Consider the following 18,312-nt stretch of genomic DNA (forward strand, 5'->3'; position numbering starts at 1 on the left):
GGATGTCTGCTGGATGGGTTTGCGTGCTGGACGCGGCGTCCTGCGGTGCAAGGCGTTCCTAGGATGGGGGACAGGACGAACGAAGGGGGAGGTGTCATGAGCCTGCGGTTCTACGCCGACGATTCGGCTCGGCGGACGCGTCAGCTCGTTGCGGACGCGCTGCTCGCGCTGTGGTGTCTGCTCGCCGTGTGGGCGGGCGTCATCGTGCACGGCCGTGTGCTCGTGGCCGAGGACGGCGCGACGAAGCTGGAAACCGGCAGCGGTTCGCTCGCTCAGAACATGACCGACGCTGCGAGCGCCGTCGCGAAGATCCCGTTCGTCGGCCAGGAGGTGCGCACCCCCTTCGACAACGCGGCGACGACGGGGCGCAACCTCTCCGCGTCGGGCCACGACCTCGCCGACGGTCTCGGCAGGCTCTCGTTGACGCTCGGAATCCTGACGGCGCTCGTGCCCATCCTGTTCGCACTCATTCCGTGGTGCTTCACCCGCCTTCGCTACGCCCTGCGGGCCGGGCGCGTCGCGCGCCTGCGCGCGATGCCGGGCGGTGAACGTCTCCTCGCGCTCGAAGGCCTGACGACGCTGCGTCCCAGCGTCCTCGCATCGCTCGATCCGGACCCCGCTGCCGCGTGGCAGGAGGGCGATCGCACCGTCACCCGGGAGCTCGCGGCGCTCGTTCTGGTCGCGTTCGGGCTGCGCGGGGGAGACGTGAGCCCAGAGAGAAGGCGCGGGGCTGCGCTGCCGACGACGCCGGGTCGCGATGAACCGTCCGACGCAGGGTCGCCGACCACTGAGTCGCTCGATGCTCGGGCGGCCGATGAGCCGGTCGACACCGACCCGCCCTACGACCAGTTGGGCGACGACGATCTCGACGACGACATCACCCTCGTCGACGGGCCTCAGGACGACAGGGACGACCACGGCGACGACGACGGTTTCGACCCCGAGGGCGAGACGCGCGTCACCAAAGCATAGGTACGGAATATTCCGCGGCATTCCGGCGTTGACGCACGTGATCGCCCGCCCGTCCCGCGAGCCGAGGAGGTACCACGAGCCCCACATTCGCCTCGTTGTCCATCCGTAACTACCGTCTGTACGCCGCCGGCGCACTCGTGTCGAACGTCGGCACATGGGTCGGACGCGTCGCCCAGGACTGGGTCGTTCTCACCGAGCTGACCGACCACGACGCCGCTGCCCTCGGCCTCGTCACTGCGCTGCAGTTCGCGCCCGTCGTCCTCCTCGCCCCGCTCGCCGGAGCGTTCGCCGACGCCTACCCGAAGCGTCGCCTCCTCATGCTCAGCCAGAGCGCGCTCGCGCTCACCTCGGCGCTGCTCGCCGTTCTGCTGCTCACCGACACCGCGAGCCTCGGCGCCGTCATGGCCATCGCCTTCGCCCAGGGCATCGCGACCGCGCTCGACAACCCGACGCGTCAGGCCTTCGTCTCCGAGATGGTTCCCGAGAGCCGCCTGACGAACGCCGTCGGTCTCAACTCGGCCTCGTTCAACGCGGCGCGCCTCATCGGCCCCGGCGTCGCCGGCCTGCTCATCGCCAGCATCGGCGCGGGGTGGTCGATGGTCGTCAACACGCTGTCGTTCGTCGCCGTTCTCGTGGCACTCGCCGCGATGAACCCCCGCGAACTACGTCCGGCGCCCCGGCGCAAGGGCCGCGGTGGAGTGCGCGAGGGGCTCGCCTATGTCCAGGGACGGCGCGACCTGCAGCTCATCATGGGGCTCGTCTTCGTGCTCGGCACGTTCGGTATGAACTTCCAGATCACGACGGCCCTCATGGCGACGACGGTCTTCCACGCCGACGCCCGCGCCTACGGCGTCATCTCGTCGGTCATGGCCGTCGGCTCGCTCGCAGCCGCTCTGCTCGCCGCACGCCGCAAGGCGCCGTCGCTGCGCCTTCTCATGCTCGCGCTCGTGTCGTTCACGGTGTTCTCGGCGCTCGCCGCGATCGCTCCGAACGTCTGGCTCTTCGGCATCTTCCTCGTGCCCGTCGGCCTCGCGTCGCTCACGGCGCTGACGACGGCGAACGCCACCGTTCAGCTGAGCGTCGCACCGGCGCTGCGAGGTCGCGTCATGGCGCTCTACATGGCGATCCTCATGGGCGGCACGCCAGTTGGCGCTCCGCTCATCGGCTGGATCGGCAACACGTTCGGCGCCCGCTGGACCATCCTCGTCGGCAGCATCGCCGTCGGCCTTGCAACCCTGGTCGCGGGGGTGGCGCTCATGCACGCCCGCCACTACGACTCGCGTGACGTCATGGCAATGCGTCCACGGCTGCACCGCAGCGAGCGCGACCTCGACAACACCGACGACGAGCGCGTCAGCGCTGTGGCGAGCGTCTTGGCCGGCCAGAGCGGCGACGCCGCGGTGCGCGAACCCGCAGTGAGAGAATCGGCGGCATGACCCCGAAGACCCGTCGCCTCATCGTTCTCGTCGCGCTCGCGGCTTTCGTGCTCGTGCCGATCCTCGCCCAGCTCGCGAGCCTCTGACTCAGACGGAGGCTGCGGCGCTCGCGTTCTCGCGGGCACGCTCGGCGCGGCGTAGCTGGTCGACCTCCTCGACGACGATGCGGCGCAACGCTCCCGGCGCCTCGATGTGCCCGTCGAGCCAGGCCTGAGCGGCCTCGGCATCGGTGACGACACCGAACAGCCCACGGGCGAGTTTCGAGGCGATGACCTGGCTGCGTCCGTTCCACCACCGCTCCAGCGAATCGAGGTAACGCGCCTGCAGGGCGACGCCCTGAGCGCAGTGCACTGACGCAGGGTGCGTGAGGCCGGCGACGAGGGAAGCCACCTCCTCGTTCGTCAGTGACTCGTCATCGGTGCGCTCCCACGCGGTGAGCTTCGCCTGGGGTGTCGCCAGCGCGGCGCGCACGGCAATGGCCTGTGCGATGCCGCGTTTCGTCGTATCGCGCTCGAGTTCGCGAGCCAATTCGGCCCGCACATCGTCGACCTCGTGCTCGCCGGCGTGTGCCGCGCGCGAGACGAGCAGGGCCCAGCGTTCGTCGGCGTCGGGGTGGAAGAGACCGTCGGGGCCGTCGAGCATCGCGCGCACTTCGTGCTGCGCCGTGGGCGCGATGCCGGCAGCCCACGTGAGGACGCGTCGCCACGCCAGCGCGAGATCGAGGCGTGCGGTCGGTTGTGCGAAGGCGTCGTACAGGTCACCGTCGAGGGCCGTGGTGTAGGCATCTCGCGCGACATGCCACAGCGCGTCGCCCCACTCGGTGCGCATCGTCGTCGGGAGGTACGCCGTGACGGCCGTGACGTACTTGAGGCACACGCCGTCGACGACGGCGGGGGAGCGCTCTGCCGGGATGTGCGCGAGCACCGTCCGGCAGAACGTCTGCGTCGGAAGGTGCGCGTCGCGGCACGCGTGCCACAGCTGACCCCACGCGACGGCACGCGAGTTCGTCGGCTCGAGCGCCGCGAGATGACCCGTCAACGCGTCGAACGTGGCGGCGTCGGGCACGATGCGCGCGTACGTCCAGTCGTGGTCGTCGACGAGCGTGACGGCGCCCGTGTTGGGCAGGGGAGTGCGTGCGTCGGTGACGTCGATCCACTCCGAATCGAGGGGCGTCCAGCCCTCGTCCGTGACGGAGAACGACGTCACCTGGAGGCGGTGCGGGCGTGCCGCCGGGGCGGCGGGCGGTTCGTCGGCGCTCCAGTCGAGGCTTTCGCGCACGAGCTCGCCACCGTCCACCGAGAGGGTGTCCGGGCCGGCCGTGCGCAACCACGCCTCGGCCCACGCGCTCATGTCACGTCCGCTCGCGGTCGACAGGGCGGTGAGGAAGTCGGTGAGCGAGGCGTTGTCGAACGCGTGGTCCGCGAAGTACGCCGAGACTCCTGCGTAGAAGGCGTCCTCGCCGACGTAGGCAACGAGCTGACGCAGCACGGAGGCGCCCTTGGCGTAGGTGATGCCGTCGAAGTTGGCCCGCGCGGCCTCGACGTCGGGGATGTCCGCGACGATCGGGTGCGTCGTCGGCAGTTGGTCGGCGGAGTAGGCCCACATCTTGCGGCCGAGCCCGAAGGTCACCCAGGCGTCGGCGAACTCGGTGACCTCTTCGCTCGCCTGGGTGCCGATGAAGTCGGCGAAGGACTCCTTGAGCCACAGGTCGTCCCACCACGGCATCGTGACGAGGTCGCCGAACCACATGTGCGCCATCTCGTGCAGAAGCGTGTTGGCGAGTGCCTCGCGCTCGCTGCGGGTGGCGTCGCCGCGCTTGAGGTAGCGCTCGTTGAACGTCACGAGGCCGGGGTTCTCCATGGCGCCGATGTTGTACTCGGGCACGAAGATCTGCTCGTACTTGCCCCAGGGGTACTCACGGCCGAACCGCTCCTCGCACCAGGGCAACCCGGCCTTCGTCCAGCGCAGCAGGTCGGCGCTCGGCAGACGTGACGCCATCGCGGGGCGGCACATGAGCGACAGCGGCACGCGGCGGCCGTCGTCACTCACCCACTCGTCCTCGACGAGGTGGTACGGGCCGGCGATGACGCACACGATGTACGTCGAGATCGGCAAAGTCGGGGCGAAGTCGGTCGTCGTGACGGCGCCCTCGCTCGCGCTGTGCTCGGCTTCGGCGTTGGAACGCACGAGCCACCCTGTCGGTGCGCTCACGCAGATGCGGAACGGAGCCTTGAGGTCGGGCTGGTCGAAGCACGCGAAGACCCGGCGGGCGTCAGTCGGCTCGAAGTGCGTGTAGAGGTAGGTCTCGCCGTCCTCGGGGTCGTGGTAGCGGTGCAGGCCCTCACCCGTGTGGCCGTACACGCACTGCGCGGTGATCGTAACGGTGTGTTCGCGCCCCGGCGTGAGCCCTTCGACGCGCACGCGCGAGTCCGCGTACGTCGCTCGGGCGCGCTCACCGTCGAGTTCGACCTGCGGTTCCCCTACCGCGACGAGGTCGATCTCGACACTCGACTCGCTCGAGACGAGCGTGATCGTCGAGGTCGACGTGAAGGTCGACTGCGTCGAATCCGGCGCCCCCGTCAGATCGAGGTGAATGGCGTGGTCGGCGAGTTCGACGGTCGCGGAACGGTGTTCGGCGACGGCGCGAGTGAGGTTCGCGGCCGAGGGCATGAGCGTCCTTCCTGGGAATGCAGCCTGGGAAATGCTAGCGGCGCGGGCTCGGCCCGCCCGCTTGAGCAGTGACGTCAGAGACGTTCGATGACGTGGTCGATGCAACGCGTCAGGGCCTCGACGTCCGAGGGGTCGACGGCCGGGTACATGCCGATGCGCAGCTGGTTGCGGCCCAACTTGCGGTAGGGCTCGACGTCGACGATGCCGTTCGCGCGCAGCGTCGCGGCCAGCTTGGCGGCGTCCACGGTGTCGGCGAAATCGATCGTGCCGATGACGAGTGAGCGGTGCTGGGCTTCGCTGACGAACGGGGAGGCCAGTTCGTGCGCGTCGGCCCAGGTGTAGAGCGCCTGCGACGACGCGGTCGTACGGCCCACTGCGAAGTCCATGCCGCCGCCTGCGAGGAGCCAGTCGAGCTGCTCCTTCATGAGCGCGTACGTCGCGAGGGCCGGCGTGTTGTACGTCTGGTGGGCGCGACTGTTCGTCACCGCGGTGTCGAGGTCGAGGAACGGAGGAATCCAACGTCCGCTCGCTTTGATGCGCGCGACGCGTTCGAGCGCAGCGGGGGACATGAAGGCGAACCACAGGCCGCCGTCGCTCGCGAACGACTTCTGGGGCGCGAAGTAGTAGACGTCGGTCTCGGTGAGATCGACGGGCAGGCCTCCGGCCGCCGACGTCGCATCGATGACGACGAGTGCGTCCTCGGCGATGCCGTCGGGGCGCTGCACGAGTGCCATCGCGCCGGTCGAGGTCTCGTTGTGCGCCCAGGCGTAGGTGTCGATTCCGGCCGTTGCGACGGGGGAAGCGACACTGCCCGCAGGTGCCTCGATGACATGCGGAGCCTCGAGGAAGGGTGCCGCCGCAGCAGTGGCGAACTTGGCGGTGAACTCGCCGAAGACGAGGTTCTGCTGACGCTTCTCGATGAGGGAGAACGTCGCGACGTCCCAGAACGCGTTCGAGCCTCCGACGCCCATGACGACCTCGTAGCCCTCGGGCAGGGAGTAGAGCTCGGTGAGGCCCGCCTGCACGTCGGCTACGAGGTTCTTCACCGGTGCCTGACGATGGCTGGTTCCCATGACGGGCGCCCAGCGCGAAGCGAGGGCCTGGAGGGCTTCCGGGCGGATCTTGCTCGGGCCGGAACCGAAACGTCCGTCGCTCGGCTTGAGCGAATCGGGGATGACGACGGTTTCCGCGGCAGAGGTCTCGGCACTCACTCGGAGCAGTCTAGGTGTGCGGGTGCAAGATGGGGGCATGACTGAGGTGCGAATCGACTACGACGGTGAAGGTCTCGACGAGTCGCAGGTGCCCCCGGCGCCCTACGACCTCGTGCGGCAATGGGTGGGCGACGCGCGCCGCCGCCAGGACGCTTCGGGTGACGTGCCGGAGCCGGAGGCCATCAGCATCGCGACGGCGAACGCTCAGGGCGCACCCCACGTGCGGACGGTGCTCATGCGCTACCTCGAGACCGACGGACCCGGTTTCTACACGAATCTCGAGTCGGCGAAGGCATCCGATCTTGCGGCCAACCCTCAGGTGGCGGGCGCGCTGACGTGGCCCATGATGTTCCGCGCGATCCGCTTCACCGGCACGGCTCGGGAGCTGCCGCGTGACGTCGTGCGCACATACTTCGACTCACGCCCGTGGGGTTCGCGCGTCGGTGCGTGGGTCTCGAAGCAGTCGCGCCCGCTCGACTCACGCGCCGAGCTCGAAGCGGCGAACGCCGAGATGGCTGCGCGCTACCCCGACACCGGCAGCCCCGACGACGTTCCGTTGCCCGACTTCTGGGGCGGCTACCGCATCGACTGCGATGAGATCGAGTTCTGGGCGGGTCGCCACTCGCGCCTTCACGACCGTCTTGTTTTCGTGCGAACCGCCGAGGGGAACCTCGACGACCCTTCGGCGTGGCGTCTCGAACGTCGTTGGCCGTGAACGAGATTCGCTGACGCGAAATCCCCTGCCGGGACGATGCGACCTACCTCACGCGCGGTGGGTGTTCCTTCGGGAACGAAGTCGACCCGTTGTAGCGTTGACCATGACGAAGCGCGCCGCGTTCCCTCCCCCTGGTGGCGTGCTTCGTTCTGTTCGGCCGCAGCGCCTTCGGGTGCGCGCCGAACGGCGAAGGGCCGGACTCCCACGTGGCGTCCGGCCCTTCGTTTTTGCGTGCTGATGGCTATTTCTGACCTGCTTCGGCATCGCTCCACGGTTTGGCGCCGCGCTTGGCGAGCATGCTCGTCATGAGGTTGATCTCGCTCTTCTGGCCCTCCACCATGGTTCTGGCCAGGCGGACGGTCTGTGAGTCGCTCGCCGCAGCCTGAGCGGCCTCTGCCATCTCCACGCCGGCGCGGTGGTGGACGATCATCAGCCGCAGGTAGAGGATCTCTGCTTGCTTGCCGCGGCTCTCGCGTAGCTTCGACAACTGCTCGCCGGACGCCATGCCCGGCATCCGGCCGTCCGCGAGGAGCATTTGTCCCTTCGGAAGACCAGCGTGCTGGTGGCCGGTCCGCGCCATCCACGCCATGCGCTCACCGGACACCGCGAGGGGCAGCTCCCATTCCTGCAGCCACGCCATCATCTGGCCGCGCTGGTTCTCCTGCGTCGTCGCGATGTCGTAGGACAGCGTCTGGATGTCGGCTGCGGTGCTGCGCGAGCGCACCGTCATCGACATGTCGACAGCCTGCGCGTGGTGCGCCGACATGTCGCGCGCGAACCCGGCGTCGACGCTGTCGGCTCCCGGGTGACGTGGCTGCGCCGACCACATGCCGACGAGTGCGGCGAGCGCGAGGGCCACGAGTGCGACCAGCGTGATGGCCGCCGGGCGGCGTACCTGTGCCCAGGTGAGGTCGTCGCGACGCTCGTCGTCCGACGCGGGCTCCGGGCTTCGATGACGCTCGGGGCCCCCACCGTCGTGCGGTTTCTTTTCGTCCGTCATGGAAGGTCCGAGCGTCACATCTGGCCGGCGAGCTTGCCCGTGTTCGGGTCGTACGCGCCGCTGCAGGCTGCGCCCGGCTCAGGCGTCTGGGGGCCCTGCAGGTAGGCGTCGATGAACTTCTTGATGCGCGGATCCGAAGCGTTGTCGACCTTGAGCTGGTGGCCCCAGGCCGTCAGGACGATCTTCGAGCCCTGACCCGGGTACTGACTCATGAGCATGTAGTCCTGGCCGGCCAGCTTCTTCAGCTTGGAGATGTCACCGCTGCTCGCCTTGTCGGTGGTGATCCACACGGCGCCGTGTTCGAGGCTGTGGACGGCGTACTTGTCCGGGATCTTCTTGTCGTAGACGCCGCAGTTGGCCCAGGCCTGGTTGTGGTTACCGCCTGCGGGCGGCGTCATGGGGAACGTGGGGTCGCCCTCCACGTGGTCGCGGCCCAGGTTGCTCCACGTCTTCATGCCCTTGATGTCGGAGCTGGCGGTGCCGCCGTCGCCTCCGTCGCCAGAGTCGCGCGTCGCGAGGAAACCCACACCTGCACCGAGCGCGACGACCGCGGCGACTCCGCCCGCGATCAGGGCCATGCGCTTCTTCTTCTCCGAGCGGCGCTGCTCGGCCTGCATCTGGGCGAGGCGCTCGCGTCCACTCGCCGTATCGCGATCGCTGCGTGCCATGGGGGTACTCCTCGTGGGGGTCGTGCTGTGCGGTCGGCGCTCATTATGGCCGTACAACCTTTGCGCACGGCTACGCAGGAGGCCGTGGAGGTGGCACTCTTGTCCTCGTGAGTGACCTCATCGATACCACCGAGATGTATCTGCGCACGATCTATGACCTCGAGGAAGAGGGCATCCCTCCGCTGCGCGCACGTATCGCCGAGCGCCTCGGCCACTCCGGCCCGACCGTCTCGCAGACGGTCGCGCGCATGGAGCGTGACGACCTGCTGCACGTCGGTGACGGTCGGCGGATCGAGCTGACGGATAAGGGGCGCACGCTGGCGACCCGCGTCATGCGCAAGCATCGCCTCGCCGAGCGCCTGCTCGTCGACGTCATCGGGCTCGAACTCGAGTTCGTGCACGACGAGGCATGCCGCTGGGAACACGTCATGAGTGAGCGCGTGGAGCGCAAGATTCTCGAACTCATCGCCGACAAGGGCCTGTCGCCCTACGGCAACCCCATTCCAGGTCTCGCAGAGCTGGGATGGGAAGGGGAGGCGATCGGCTTCCGTGACGGCGTGCAGTCGCTGGTCGAGGTCGCCGGCCAGGAGCCCGTCGAGGTCATCGTGCGGCGCATCGGTGAGCCGGCCCAGGCGGACGCCGAGTCGCTCGCTGTTCTGACGAGCGTCGGCCTCGCGCCGCAGGTGGCCCTGATCGTGCGCGCCGAGGGTGAGCGTGTGCACGCTGCGGTGCTCGACCGGCTGGACGACGCGGTGTCGCTTCCGCACGACCTCGCGTCCCACGTTTTCGTGGAGGTTCGTCAGGGCTGACGCGTGTGATGTTTGTCACATAATCGGCCTGTAACGGTTTTGCGGATTTCGGCGGTGGCGGGGAGCGTCATGCCCCCACGGGTGGAGTTCGCGTTTGCCGCGCCGTGACGCGGCGAACACCAACTCCACGTGCCCGTGATCTTTCCGTTACGGTCGGTTGCGGTTCGGTTCGAGAACACTCGTTCGCCCTTCGCGCCCAGCCCTGTCGGGGCGTACGAGTCTTATCCGCGAGATCGCAGTGACAGGGGCGGGGGACCCACTTTTCGTCCGAGGCCATGAGCCACGGACTTGGGGTGAAGTCACGCACGAGACCGCACAGGTCGGCGTGACCGGGCTGAGCAACTGGCCCGAACCCGACAGCTCACCTCGTAGGCGCTCGAGAGGTTGCACATTGTCCACTCAGAAGACCATCGGTCGTCACGCCCAGTCGAAGAACCCCCGTAGCCTGACCCGCGTCTCCGCGGCCGTCACTGTCACCGGTGGTCTCGTCGCAGGCCTCGCCGCGACGGGCTCGTCCGCAGGCGCTGCTCCGACGACGCCGCGTCAGGAGGCCGTGCGGGCCGCCACGACGCCGCTCGAGCTCAAGACGGTCACCCCCGCCAAGTCGCTCGTCGTGAAGCAGGCCAAAAAGGCTGCGGCTACCAAGAAGTCCACTGTCAAGAAGGCCTCGCGCACGCAGGTCCGTCAGGCCCTGACGCAGCGCAACGAGCGCGCCACGCAGGCCCTCGCCGCTCAGCGCAAGGCTGCGCAGGAGCGTCGTGAGGCTCGCGCCGCCGCGAAGGAGCGCGAGGAGCGTCAGCAGCTCAGCCGCACGCAGGTGCGCCGCACCGTCACGCAGCACCGCACGCCGAACCAGCAGAACGCCTACGGCCAGCAGCGTCAGCGTCCGGCCGCTACGGCGACCACGCAGCGTCAGCGTCCGGCCGCTACGGCGACCACGCAGCGCACGCGTCCGGCCGCTACGGCGACCACGCAGCGCACGCGTCCGGCCGCTACGGCGACCACGCAGCGCACGCGTCCGGCCGCTACGGCGACCACGCAGCGCACGCGTCAGTACACGGTCAACACGGCCGCGACGCGCATGACGAACCAGAAGGCCTCGGCTGCCACGCCGTCGCGCTCCGGTGTCGTCGCCATCGCGTCGCGCTACACGGGCATCCGTTACACGTGGGGCGGCAGCACGCCGGCCACGGGTCTCGACTGCTCCGGTTTCGTCGCCTACGTGTTCAAGCAGATCGGCGTCAACCTTCCGCACCAGTCCGGTGCCATCCGGGCCATGACGACGCCGGTCTCGAACCCGCGTCCGGGTGACCTCGTCTACTCGCCGGGCCACATCGGCATCTACGCCGGTAACGGCATGTCGTACGAAGCCCGCCAGGCGGGCATGCCGTCGGGTCTCTACCCGGTGGTTCGCGGATCCTCCTACGGCCGCCTCTGACAGAACCGGTCGCACGACAAAGGCGCCGCAAGCCCTCGGGCTTGCGGCGCCTTCGCGCGTTGGTGGACCCGGGCTTACTTGAACTCTCGGAAGAACATGGCCGCTGCGCCACCGACGCCGAGGAGGACGACGCCGAGTCCGATGGCGAGCGTGAGGTTGCTCGGGCCGTCGGAGTCGTCGAACGCGGGCGCGGCGAGGCTCGACGCGCTGCTGCTCGGCGTCCGTGACGACGTCTTCGAGCTCGAGGAGGACGTGGAGGACGACGACGAGGAGGACGCGCTGCTGCTCGGCGTGGAGGTGGCCGTCGGGCTCATCTCGTTGGAGCGGGTGGTGGAGGGCTTCGTCGGTGCCGGAACGTCGCTCGTCGCGCTCGGCAGGCCGGGTGCGGGCACGTTGTCCGTGGTCGGTGCGGGAGCACTGTGCGTTCGCGTCGGCGTGGAGGTCGGGGTGGACGTCGACGGCTCCGGCGCCGGAGCGCACTGGTCGAGCGGGAGCGAGCCGACGCCGACTCCGCCGGCATTGATGTAGACGGCGCCGGCGCCCGACGGGATGGACAACGTCACCGTCGTCGACGTGTACGGAGCCACGGTGGTAGCCGCCGGGGAGACGGGGGAGCCTCCCGCTGAGGCGGTGAACGTCTGGACGAGTTCGCTGCCGTTGGTCAACGTGACCGTGACGAGCGTTCCGTTCGCGCCGCAGGTCGGCGACTGGAAGATGGCGCTGCTGCCTCCCGGCGCCATGGGGAGCGCGGACGCGGCGGACGCGCCGGTGACAGCGATGACGCCGAGACCGGCGGCGCCGGCGAGAGCGCGGGCGGAGGAGAAGGGGCGTGCAAGCATCGGGAGCGACCTTCGGAAGACGTCGAGCGGCGTGGTGCCCGTCGATTCTTCCACGAACCGAGCCGAACAGCAGGACGATCGGTCTTCGATTGCCCGGCTGGGGTCGACGAATCAGATGAAACTCGAGTGCAACCAAATACTCGCCTCGTGCGTCTTTCCTCGTGAACGCTCGAAAACGGAGCGGTCCGTCACATTTGCGCCGCAGCGCACATGGGGCAGAACGCTCGCGGTAGCGGGGTCGGTGGGGTCTTGGGGGCTCGATCGCCCCCGCACCGGCGAGCGGGCGTTAGGTCTGATTGACTTGGCGCCGTGACGATCAACGCAGCTGCTGTGGCCTACCTGCGCCACCACCTGTGCGAATTTCTCCTCTTCGTCGTACTGGCCACGCCGGTGCTCGTCATGCGTCCGTTCCTCGGCAACGTTGTCGTCGTCGTCCTCTTTTTCGTCATGTACTTCGGTTTCTCGTACCAGAGTGAGCGCGCGGTTCGTCTGCGCGTGGACGACGACGGTGTGCAGTACCTCGCGGGCGGGCGGGATCGCTCGTTCATCGCCTGGAGCGAGATCGGAGCGATCGTGCCGCGTCGGTTCCGCGGATGGCCCGCCGAGGATGCTCTCGTCGTCCTCGATCACGCGGACAAGCCGCTTCTCGTGGCTGGTGTCGCGATGTTCGGTGATGCGGACCTGCGGCGGGTGAAGGCCTACGCCGGGCAGCGCGTCGAGGTGCGTGAGCCTGTTGTTCTGTCGGCGCTCACGGGTCGAGCGGGCGGACACCGTCGGCCCGATCTCGTGCCGGAGCGCACGTCGGAGCGGTTCCTCGCGTCGTCGATCGGCGGCATGGTACTCGCCGCGCTCGTGGCGGTGGCGCTGTTCAGCTTCGTGCGCTGAGGCGCTGTTCGCGTCGATCGGAGAGGACGACGACGGCGAGGCACGCGGCGGCCATCGCGGCGCCGAAGAGGAACATCACGGAGTAGTGGATGCCCGCCTGTTCCGCGACCAACGCCATGATGGCCGGCACCGCGAAGCCGAGGTAGGTCACGGAGTAGAAAACGGCGGTGAGGCCGGCGAGGTCGCGCGGGCCCGCGATGCGCTGCACCTCGAGCAGGCCGCTCACCATGGCGAGGCCGTAGCCGGCGCCGAGGACGAAGCTACCGAGAATCGCGGTGGCGATCGCCAGCTCTGACGCGGCGAGAGCGCCGAGCAGCATTCCGGCGACGAGAACGACGAGCGCCGCCGTCACGGCCCGCGCGGAGCCGGGGCGGTCGATTTTGCGCCCGAGGGATTGCACGAAGAAGCCGCACGTGAGGCCGACGACGCACAGGAGCGCGGAGAAGGCGATGGGTGCGTTCGTCACGCGGGAGCTCATGAGGGCGGGCAGGACGGCGTACGCGCAGGCGGCTGCGCCGAAGACCCAGGGCGCGACCGGCAGGACGACGGTGAGGAAGCGTCGGTGACCGAGCGCGGGGATGCGCAGGTCGTCGCGCAGGCGCCCGGTGTTGCGGTTCGTCAGGTCAATGGTTTCCGGGGTGCCGCGCAGGCGGATCGCTGCGCTCAGCGTGACGAGGATGTTGACGACGTACGCGAGTTCGTCGGGGTAGGGCGCCCACTGAGCGAGGCAGCCGGCGACGCCCGCACCGATGCCGAATCCGGCGGTGAGCGACATGGCGGCGCGCTTGGCGCCGGTGCCGTCGGGTACGTCGTCGTGGGGGCGGGAGGAGAGTTCTTTGACCCATGACGTGCCGACGGCCATGACGAGGCCGAGCGCGATGCCGGACAGGACGCGTCCGGCGAAAAGCGCCGCGACCTGACCGTGCGCGAGCGCGAGGGTGGCGCTGCCGGCCATCGCGATCCAGGGGGCCGGAGCGAGGAGCTTGGCTCGCCCGTACCGGTCGGAGAGCGGGCCGCCGATGAGCAGCGACGGGATGATGCCGAGCACGTAGGCGAAGAGCAGGATGTCGACGGTGACCGCCGGCAGGTGGTGCTGCGACTTATACATGACGAGCAGGGGAGTGAACTCGTTGCCACCCCAGGCCACGGCGAGCATGGCGTGGGCGGGGCGGGTCCACGGCTTCGTCATGGGGCTTCCTCCAGGTGCTCGGCTACTGGCAGGTACCCATGCAATCACGCGGCTGGCGCGGTGGTGCGGTGTGTTTCGGGGAGTGAGCGACGTCATCGTGAGCGGCGTGTGGTGAGGGGTGCGGGCCTCGCGCGGTCGGGCGTGTGTGGTGCCGAACTGACGCGGTGCCCCGTTGTGTTCCGACGGGGCCCGGTTCAGGTGCGAAGGCGGCGTGACGACGCGCTGAGTGCCGGGTGAGCGCGAGCCTGCTCGACCCGGTGAACCGGACGACTATGCCGTCTCGCTGATGAGGTCGAGAAAGTGTCGGGAGCGCTCGCGCAGTTGGGCGACGCGCAGTTCTTGCCAGGCGACGCGTTCGGCTTCGTCCTGAACCTCCATGGCGTTGGGGACGCGGCGGGCGTTCCTCGAGCAGGAGAAGTCGGTGCAGATGGACGTGCCGACGGTGTTGCCGACGCGGCCGCTCGCTCCGGCGCGCGGCGCGACGTAGAGGGTGACGTTGTCGGTGGCGGTGATGTCCTGACACCAGGAGCACAGCAGCTTGCGGCGCTCCTTGGGTGGGGTGGCGCGGCGCAGGAGGAGGGTGCGCACTGCGTCGCCGTCCTCGGTCTCGACGACGAAGGTGGCGTACGACTGCTGCTCGCGCTTGGGGTCGATCCAGCCGAAGTAGTCGCGACCGTCCCACTCGATGCCGTCGAGGTCGGGCAGGTTGGCGCGCTTCGCCTCGCCCTTGGAGGCGTTGACGAAGGACGCACGGATCTCTGCTTCGGTGACGGCTCGCATGGGTTCCATCCTCTCGGAGCGCTTCTGCGGGCCGCAAACGAATTCAGTCGGGGAGCAGCAGTCGCGCCCGCTCGGGCCAGAACGTGACGGGGCAGTGGCCGCACAAGGGGGCGCCGCGCAGGCGCGGCGCCCCGCGACTACAGCAGCCCGCCCGACAACAGTTAGGCTGACCGCTGCGCGTGCAACCCCTCGGGCGGAGCACGTCGCGACGTTCACGCGAGTGCGTCACCGCCTGGTCGGCGCGATGCGAGGACGACGCTCCCGTAGCTCAGGGGATAGAGCACCGCTCTCCTAAAGCGGGTGTCGCAGGTTCGAATCCTGCCGGGAGCACCGATCGGCCCTCGGGCAAGAATGTGTGGCGCCGGCCAACCTCGGCATCCGGTTCGGCCCACGTCGGGCGTTGGTGATGCCAGGATCGAAGGCATGATCGCTGCTGTTGCCGTGTCCCAGAACGCCGACGACCCGCTCGCGGGCCTCGAAGTGCGTGAGATGCCCAAGCCCGACGTCCCGCAGGGATGGTCGCTCGTCAAGGTCGTCACGAACTCCATCAACATGCACGACGTGTGGACCCTGCGCGGCGTCGGCCACCCGCCTGAGCTGCTGCCGCGCATCCTCGGTTGTGACGCCGCGGGCTACGACGAGGACGGCAACCGCGTCGTCGTCCACGGGATCATCGGCGACCTCGACCGCGGACGCGGCGACGAGACCCTCGACCCCAAGCGCTCCCTGCTCTCCGAACAGTACGAGGGCACCTTCGCGGAGTACGTCGCGGTGCCCGCCCGAAACCTCGTCCCCCTGCCCGACGGCATCTCCTTCGAGGACGCCGCCTGCCTGCCCGTCGCGTGGGGCACCGCCTACCGGATGCTTGCCACCCAGGCGAAGCTGCGCGCCGGCGACACCGTGCTCGTGCAGGGCTCCGCCGGGGGAGTGAACTCGGCCGCCATCAAACTCGCCGTCGCCATGGGCGCCACCGTGTACGCCACCTCGCGCACAGACGAGAAACTCGCCCTCGCCGAGAGCTGGGGCGCTCGCGGCATCGCCGACGGCGCGCGCCTGCCCGAGCAGGTCGACTACGTCATCGACAACGTCGGCGAAGCCACCTGGTCGCACTCCGTCAAGTCACTGCGACCCGGCGGCGCCATCGTCACGTGCGGCGCCACCACCGGCATGAACCCCTCGGCCGATCTCGGCCGCATCTTCTACCAGCAGAAGCGCGTGCTCGGCTCCACGATGTGCACGCTCACCGAACTCCAGCAGCTCGTGCGGGTCATGGAGAACACCGGCGTCCGCCCGCTCATCGACTCCACCGTTTCGCTCGAGAACATCCGCGACGGCTTCGAGACGATGCTCGGCGGCGACGTGCGCGGCAAGATCGTCGTGCGAGTCGCCGACGGCGACTGACGCGGCGGTCAGGGGAAGCGGCTCAGAGTTCCTTGATGACGCGTGCCGGCGAACCGACGGCGACGACGTTCGCGGGCAGGTCCTTCGTCACGACAGCCCCCGCACCGACGACGGTGTTCTCACCGATCGTCACGCCCGGGCAGACGACGACCCCGCCGCCGAGCCACACGTTGTTCTCCAGCGTGATCGGCTCGGCGGCCTCCCACTTGTCACGCCGCTGATCGGGGTCGAGCGGGTGCGTCGCCGTGAGCAACTGGACGTTCGGGCCGATCTGCACGTCGTCACCGATCGTGACGCGGGCGACGTCGAGCGACGTGAGGTTCCAGTTCGCGAACGTGCGCGCCCCGATCGTCGTGTTGTAGCCGTAGTCGCAATGGAACGGCGGGCGCACCTCGGAATCCTCGCCGAACGCGCCGAGCAGTTCCTCCATGACGGCGCGGCGCCCGGCAGAGTCCGTCGGGTCCATCGTGTTGTAGCGGTGTGACAGCGACTGGGCGCTCGCCGACTCCTCGCCGAGCACCGGATCGTCCGCGATGTACAGCTCGCCGGCGAGCATCCGCTCGCGCATGGTCTTCGTCGATTCCGTCATGGCGTCCAGGCTAGGGCGCCTCATCGATCGCACGTTGCCCCTGTCCATGCGCAGGGGTCGCCCGGCGGCTGCGCGCACCGGGAAGGGGCATAACGTCGAGCCATGAGCTCTACACAGCAGGAGACGGTACGGAAGCTCCTCGCGGAGCACGGCACGACCTTCGCGGCCGACGCCGACATCACACTGCGTGACGAACCTGCCTCCCTGTGGCAGCTCCTCGTCCTCGCTCAACTGCTCTCGACCCGGATCAGCTCCGACATCGCCGTGGCCACCGCGCGCGAACTATGGAAGGCCGAATGGCGCACGCCCGCGAATCTGCGCAGGAGTACCTGGCAGCAGCGCGTCAACGCCCTCGGACGTGGCGGGTACCGCCGTTACGACGAGTCGACGGCGACACGACTCGAGGCCAACGTCGTCCTGCTCGACGAACGGTGGAACGGAGACCTACGCGAGTTGCGCGACGAGGCGGACGGTGACGCCGCAGGCATCGAAGAGCTCCTTCAGACGTTCGACGGCATCGGTCCCACGGGAGCGGACATCTTCCTTCGCGAAGTTCAGGATGTGTGGCCGAGCGTCGCGCCGTACGCGGACAAACTGGTCGTGCGCGGAGCGAAGGCTGCAGGCCTCCCGACGACGCCGGACGAACTCTTCGCGCTCTGCCCGAGCGTCCGCGCAGCCCATCTCGCTGCAGCGCTCGTCCGCGTCGCCCGCAAGCCGAGCATCCTCGAGCGCTTGTAAGACAGGCGGGCGACGTCAGCTGACGCCGTCGTCGGGCCAGGTCCAGCGGATGCCGACGAGGCCCGGCCCGACGTCCTGCACCATGAGTTGGAGCAGTCGGTTCGGGCGGACGTCGAGGCGATAGCCGATCGCGCCCTCGCCGAGGTCGACGTACTCCTCGGCAGTGGCGGGCAGCTCGCCTGCGAACTCAACCTGGATGAGCACCTCGCGCGTACGCCGCGGGACGCTGTAGGTGGCCTCGACCGCGCGTAGCGCGCTCGGGGGCAACTGGATGCGGTGATCGACGACGGCGATGTCACCCCGACGTGCGTCCTCGGCCAAGATCAGTTCTGCGCCCATGAGCCCGTGCTCCGGCCACAGCACCGTCCGTCCGAGTTTGCACCCCGCGACCGCCTCGAAGTGATCCTCGATCGACGTCGAGAACGCGGCCGGGTCAACTTCGTCGACGACATGGATCGACGGCAGTCGGATCGGGCCGGGGGAGAGAGCGCGCACGATGTGACGAAACTCAAGCGTCCGCTCCACGCCGACGGCGTCGACGAGGAGCTTTTCGTGGACCGTCTGCTCGTACGGCAGTTCGTCGTGCTGCATGAACCCCAGCTCGCCCAAGGCCTTGGCCACGAGGCCGGTCTCCGGCATTGCCTGCGACACCGGAACCACCCGGGGATTGCGCCCACGCGGGCGCGGGGGCCCAACGAGATCGGTGAGCTCACCCGACCCCAGGCCCAGCAGGTCTTCGAGAATCGTGAGGGCCTCGATACTTCTGGCCTGCTCAGGCTGTCGCCTGCCCGAAGACCAATGGCTGAGCGCCGACACACTGACAGGAGTGCCGTTGGCGCTCAACTGATGTGACAAGGCCGAGAGCGTGATTCGTCGGGCCGAAATGGCCGATCGCAACGTAGTCGAGAACGGAGTTGCGGTCTCTCCATGGCTGGGCGCCACAATGTCCCCCTCCTTCCACCCCTTCATGCG

Annotated in this window: 17 protein-coding genes, 1 tRNA gene and 1 riboswitch; of the genes, 9 read left to right on the forward strand and 9 right to left on the reverse strand. The window is 68.9% G+C overall.

The features are described 5' to 3' along the window. Positions 1–96 precede the first annotated feature (96 nt). Entirely contained in the window at positions 97–972 is an 876-nt protein-coding gene (locus H7F30_RS06440) for a hypothetical protein (RefSeq protein ID WP_187037475.1), read from the forward strand. A gap of 95 nt (positions 973–1,067) precedes the next feature. Next, positions 1,068–2,408 (forward strand): MFS transporter, encoded by a 1,341-nt coding sequence (locus H7F30_RS06445; RefSeq protein ID WP_187037477.1) that lies wholly within the window; start codon positions 1,068–1,070, stop codon positions 2,406–2,408. An 87-nt stretch (positions 2,409–2,495) separates the two neighbouring features. Here H7F30_RS06445 and pepN read toward each other — a convergent pair whose 3' ends face one another. Together pepN and serC are read right to left on the reverse strand one after the other, a co-directional pair. After that, a complete protein-coding gene (gene pepN / locus H7F30_RS06450) occupies positions 2,496–5,078 on the reverse strand; it encodes an aminopeptidase N (protein WP_187037479.1) in 2,583 nt (860 codons plus the stop codon). 74 nt (positions 5,079–5,152) lie between these two features. Further along, a complete protein-coding gene (serC, locus tag H7F30_RS06455; protein ID WP_255464982.1) occupies positions 5,153–6,289 on the reverse strand; it encodes a phosphoserine transaminase in 1,137 nt (378 codons plus the stop codon). A 37-nt stretch (positions 6,290–6,326) separates the two neighbouring features. On the opposite strand from serC, the gene pdxH reads away from it, so the two are divergent. After that, positions 6,327–7,004 carry a pyridoxamine 5'-phosphate oxidase gene (pdxH, locus tag H7F30_RS06460; RefSeq protein ID WP_047312295.1) on the forward strand — a complete coding sequence of 226 codons (678 nt, stop codon included), beginning with the start codon at positions 6,327–6,329 and terminating at the stop codon, positions 7,002–7,004. A 241-nt stretch (positions 7,005–7,245) separates the two neighbouring features. Here the strand turns inward: pdxH and H7F30_RS06465 are convergent, their stop codons facing one another. Together H7F30_RS06465 and H7F30_RS06470 are read right to left on the reverse strand one after the other, a co-directional pair. Then, a complete protein-coding gene (locus H7F30_RS06465) occupies positions 7,246–8,004 on the reverse strand; it encodes a DUF305 domain-containing protein (protein ID WP_187037482.1) in 759 nt (252 codons plus the stop codon). Positions 8,005–8,018: 14 nt separating this feature from the next. Further along, positions 8,019–8,672, reverse strand: a complete 654-nt coding sequence (locus H7F30_RS06470; RefSeq protein WP_187037484.1) for a DUF3105 domain-containing protein — start codon at positions 8,670–8,672, stop codon at positions 8,019–8,021. 107 nt (positions 8,673–8,779) lie between these two features. Between H7F30_RS06470 and H7F30_RS06475 the strand changes: the two genes are divergently transcribed. Together H7F30_RS06475 and H7F30_RS14895 are read left to right on the forward strand one after the other, a co-directional pair. Then, a complete protein-coding gene (locus H7F30_RS06475; RefSeq protein WP_129665643.1) occupies positions 8,780–9,481 on the forward strand; it encodes a metal-dependent transcriptional regulator in 702 nt (233 codons plus the stop codon). A gap of 216 nt (positions 9,482–9,697) precedes the next feature. Beyond that, positions 9,698–9,869, forward strand: a riboswitch (cyclic di-AMP (ydaO/yuaA leader). 3 nt (positions 9,870–9,872) lie between these two features. After that, a complete protein-coding gene (locus tag H7F30_RS14895) occupies positions 9,873–10,919 on the forward strand; it encodes a C40 family peptidase (protein ID WP_187037487.1) in 1,047 nt (348 codons plus the stop codon). A gap of 74 nt (positions 10,920–10,993) precedes the next feature. Here the strand turns inward: H7F30_RS14895 and H7F30_RS06485 are convergent, their stop codons facing one another. Next, positions 10,994–11,758 (reverse strand): hypothetical protein, encoded by a 765-nt coding sequence (locus tag H7F30_RS06485; protein ID WP_187037489.1) that lies wholly within the window; start codon positions 11,756–11,758, stop codon positions 10,994–10,996. 309 nt (positions 11,759–12,067) lie between these two features. Here H7F30_RS06485 and H7F30_RS06490 point away from each other — a divergent pair, with 309 nt between their 5' ends. Next, the gene (locus tag H7F30_RS06490; RefSeq protein ID WP_118913507.1) at positions 12,068–12,643 is read left to right on the forward strand and encodes a hypothetical protein; all 576 of its coding nucleotides are present in this window, start codon (positions 12,068–12,070) and stop codon (positions 12,641–12,643) included. Here H7F30_RS06490 and H7F30_RS06495 read toward each other — a convergent pair. Both H7F30_RS06495 and H7F30_RS06500 read right to left on the reverse strand, forming a co-directional pair. Beyond that, positions 12,627–13,832: an MFS transporter gene (locus tag H7F30_RS06495; RefSeq protein WP_187037491.1), complete on the reverse strand. Its 1,206-nt coding sequence runs from the start codon at positions 13,830–13,832 to the stop codon at positions 12,627–12,629. The two genes, H7F30_RS06490 and H7F30_RS06495, sit on opposite strands and share 17 nt — an antisense overlap. Positions 13,833–14,102: 270 nt before the next feature. Continuing rightward, positions 14,103–14,612 (reverse strand): FBP domain-containing protein, encoded by a 510-nt coding sequence (locus tag H7F30_RS06500; RefSeq protein WP_047312289.1) that lies wholly within the window; start codon positions 14,610–14,612, stop codon positions 14,103–14,105. A gap of 257 nt (positions 14,613–14,869) precedes the next feature. Between H7F30_RS06500 and H7F30_RS06505 the strand changes: the two genes are divergently transcribed. Next, positions 14,870–14,942, forward strand: a tRNA-Arg gene (locus tag H7F30_RS06505). A 93-nt stretch (positions 14,943–15,035) separates the two neighbouring features. Next, entirely contained in the window at positions 15,036–16,013 is a 978-nt protein-coding gene (locus H7F30_RS06510) for a zinc-binding dehydrogenase (RefSeq protein WP_187037493.1), read from the forward strand. A 22-nt stretch (positions 16,014–16,035) separates the two neighbouring features. Here the strand turns inward: H7F30_RS06510 and H7F30_RS06515 are convergent, their stop codons facing one another. Continuing rightward, complete coding sequence (locus H7F30_RS06515) at positions 16,036–16,602, reverse strand: sugar O-acetyltransferase (protein ID WP_187037495.1); 567 nt, start codon at positions 16,600–16,602, stop codon at positions 16,036–16,038. Positions 16,603–16,704: 102 nt separating this feature from the next. Between H7F30_RS06515 and H7F30_RS06520 the strand changes: the two genes are divergently transcribed. Further along, complete coding sequence (locus H7F30_RS06520; protein WP_187037497.1) at positions 16,705–17,340, forward strand: endonuclease; 636 nt, start codon at positions 16,705–16,707, stop codon at positions 17,338–17,340. Positions 17,341–17,355: 15 nt separating this feature from the next. Here H7F30_RS06520 and H7F30_RS06525 read toward each other — a convergent pair whose 3' ends face one another. Next, a complete protein-coding gene (locus H7F30_RS06525; protein ID WP_187037498.1) occupies positions 17,356–17,991 on the reverse strand; it encodes a hypothetical protein in 636 nt (211 codons plus the stop codon). Positions 17,992–18,312: the final 321 nt, after the last annotated feature.

Source organism: Dermacoccus sp. PAMC28757 (assembly GCF_014302635.1).
Classification (GTDB): domain Bacteria; phylum Actinomycetota; class Actinomycetes; order Actinomycetales; family Dermatophilaceae; genus Dermacoccus; species Dermacoccus abyssi.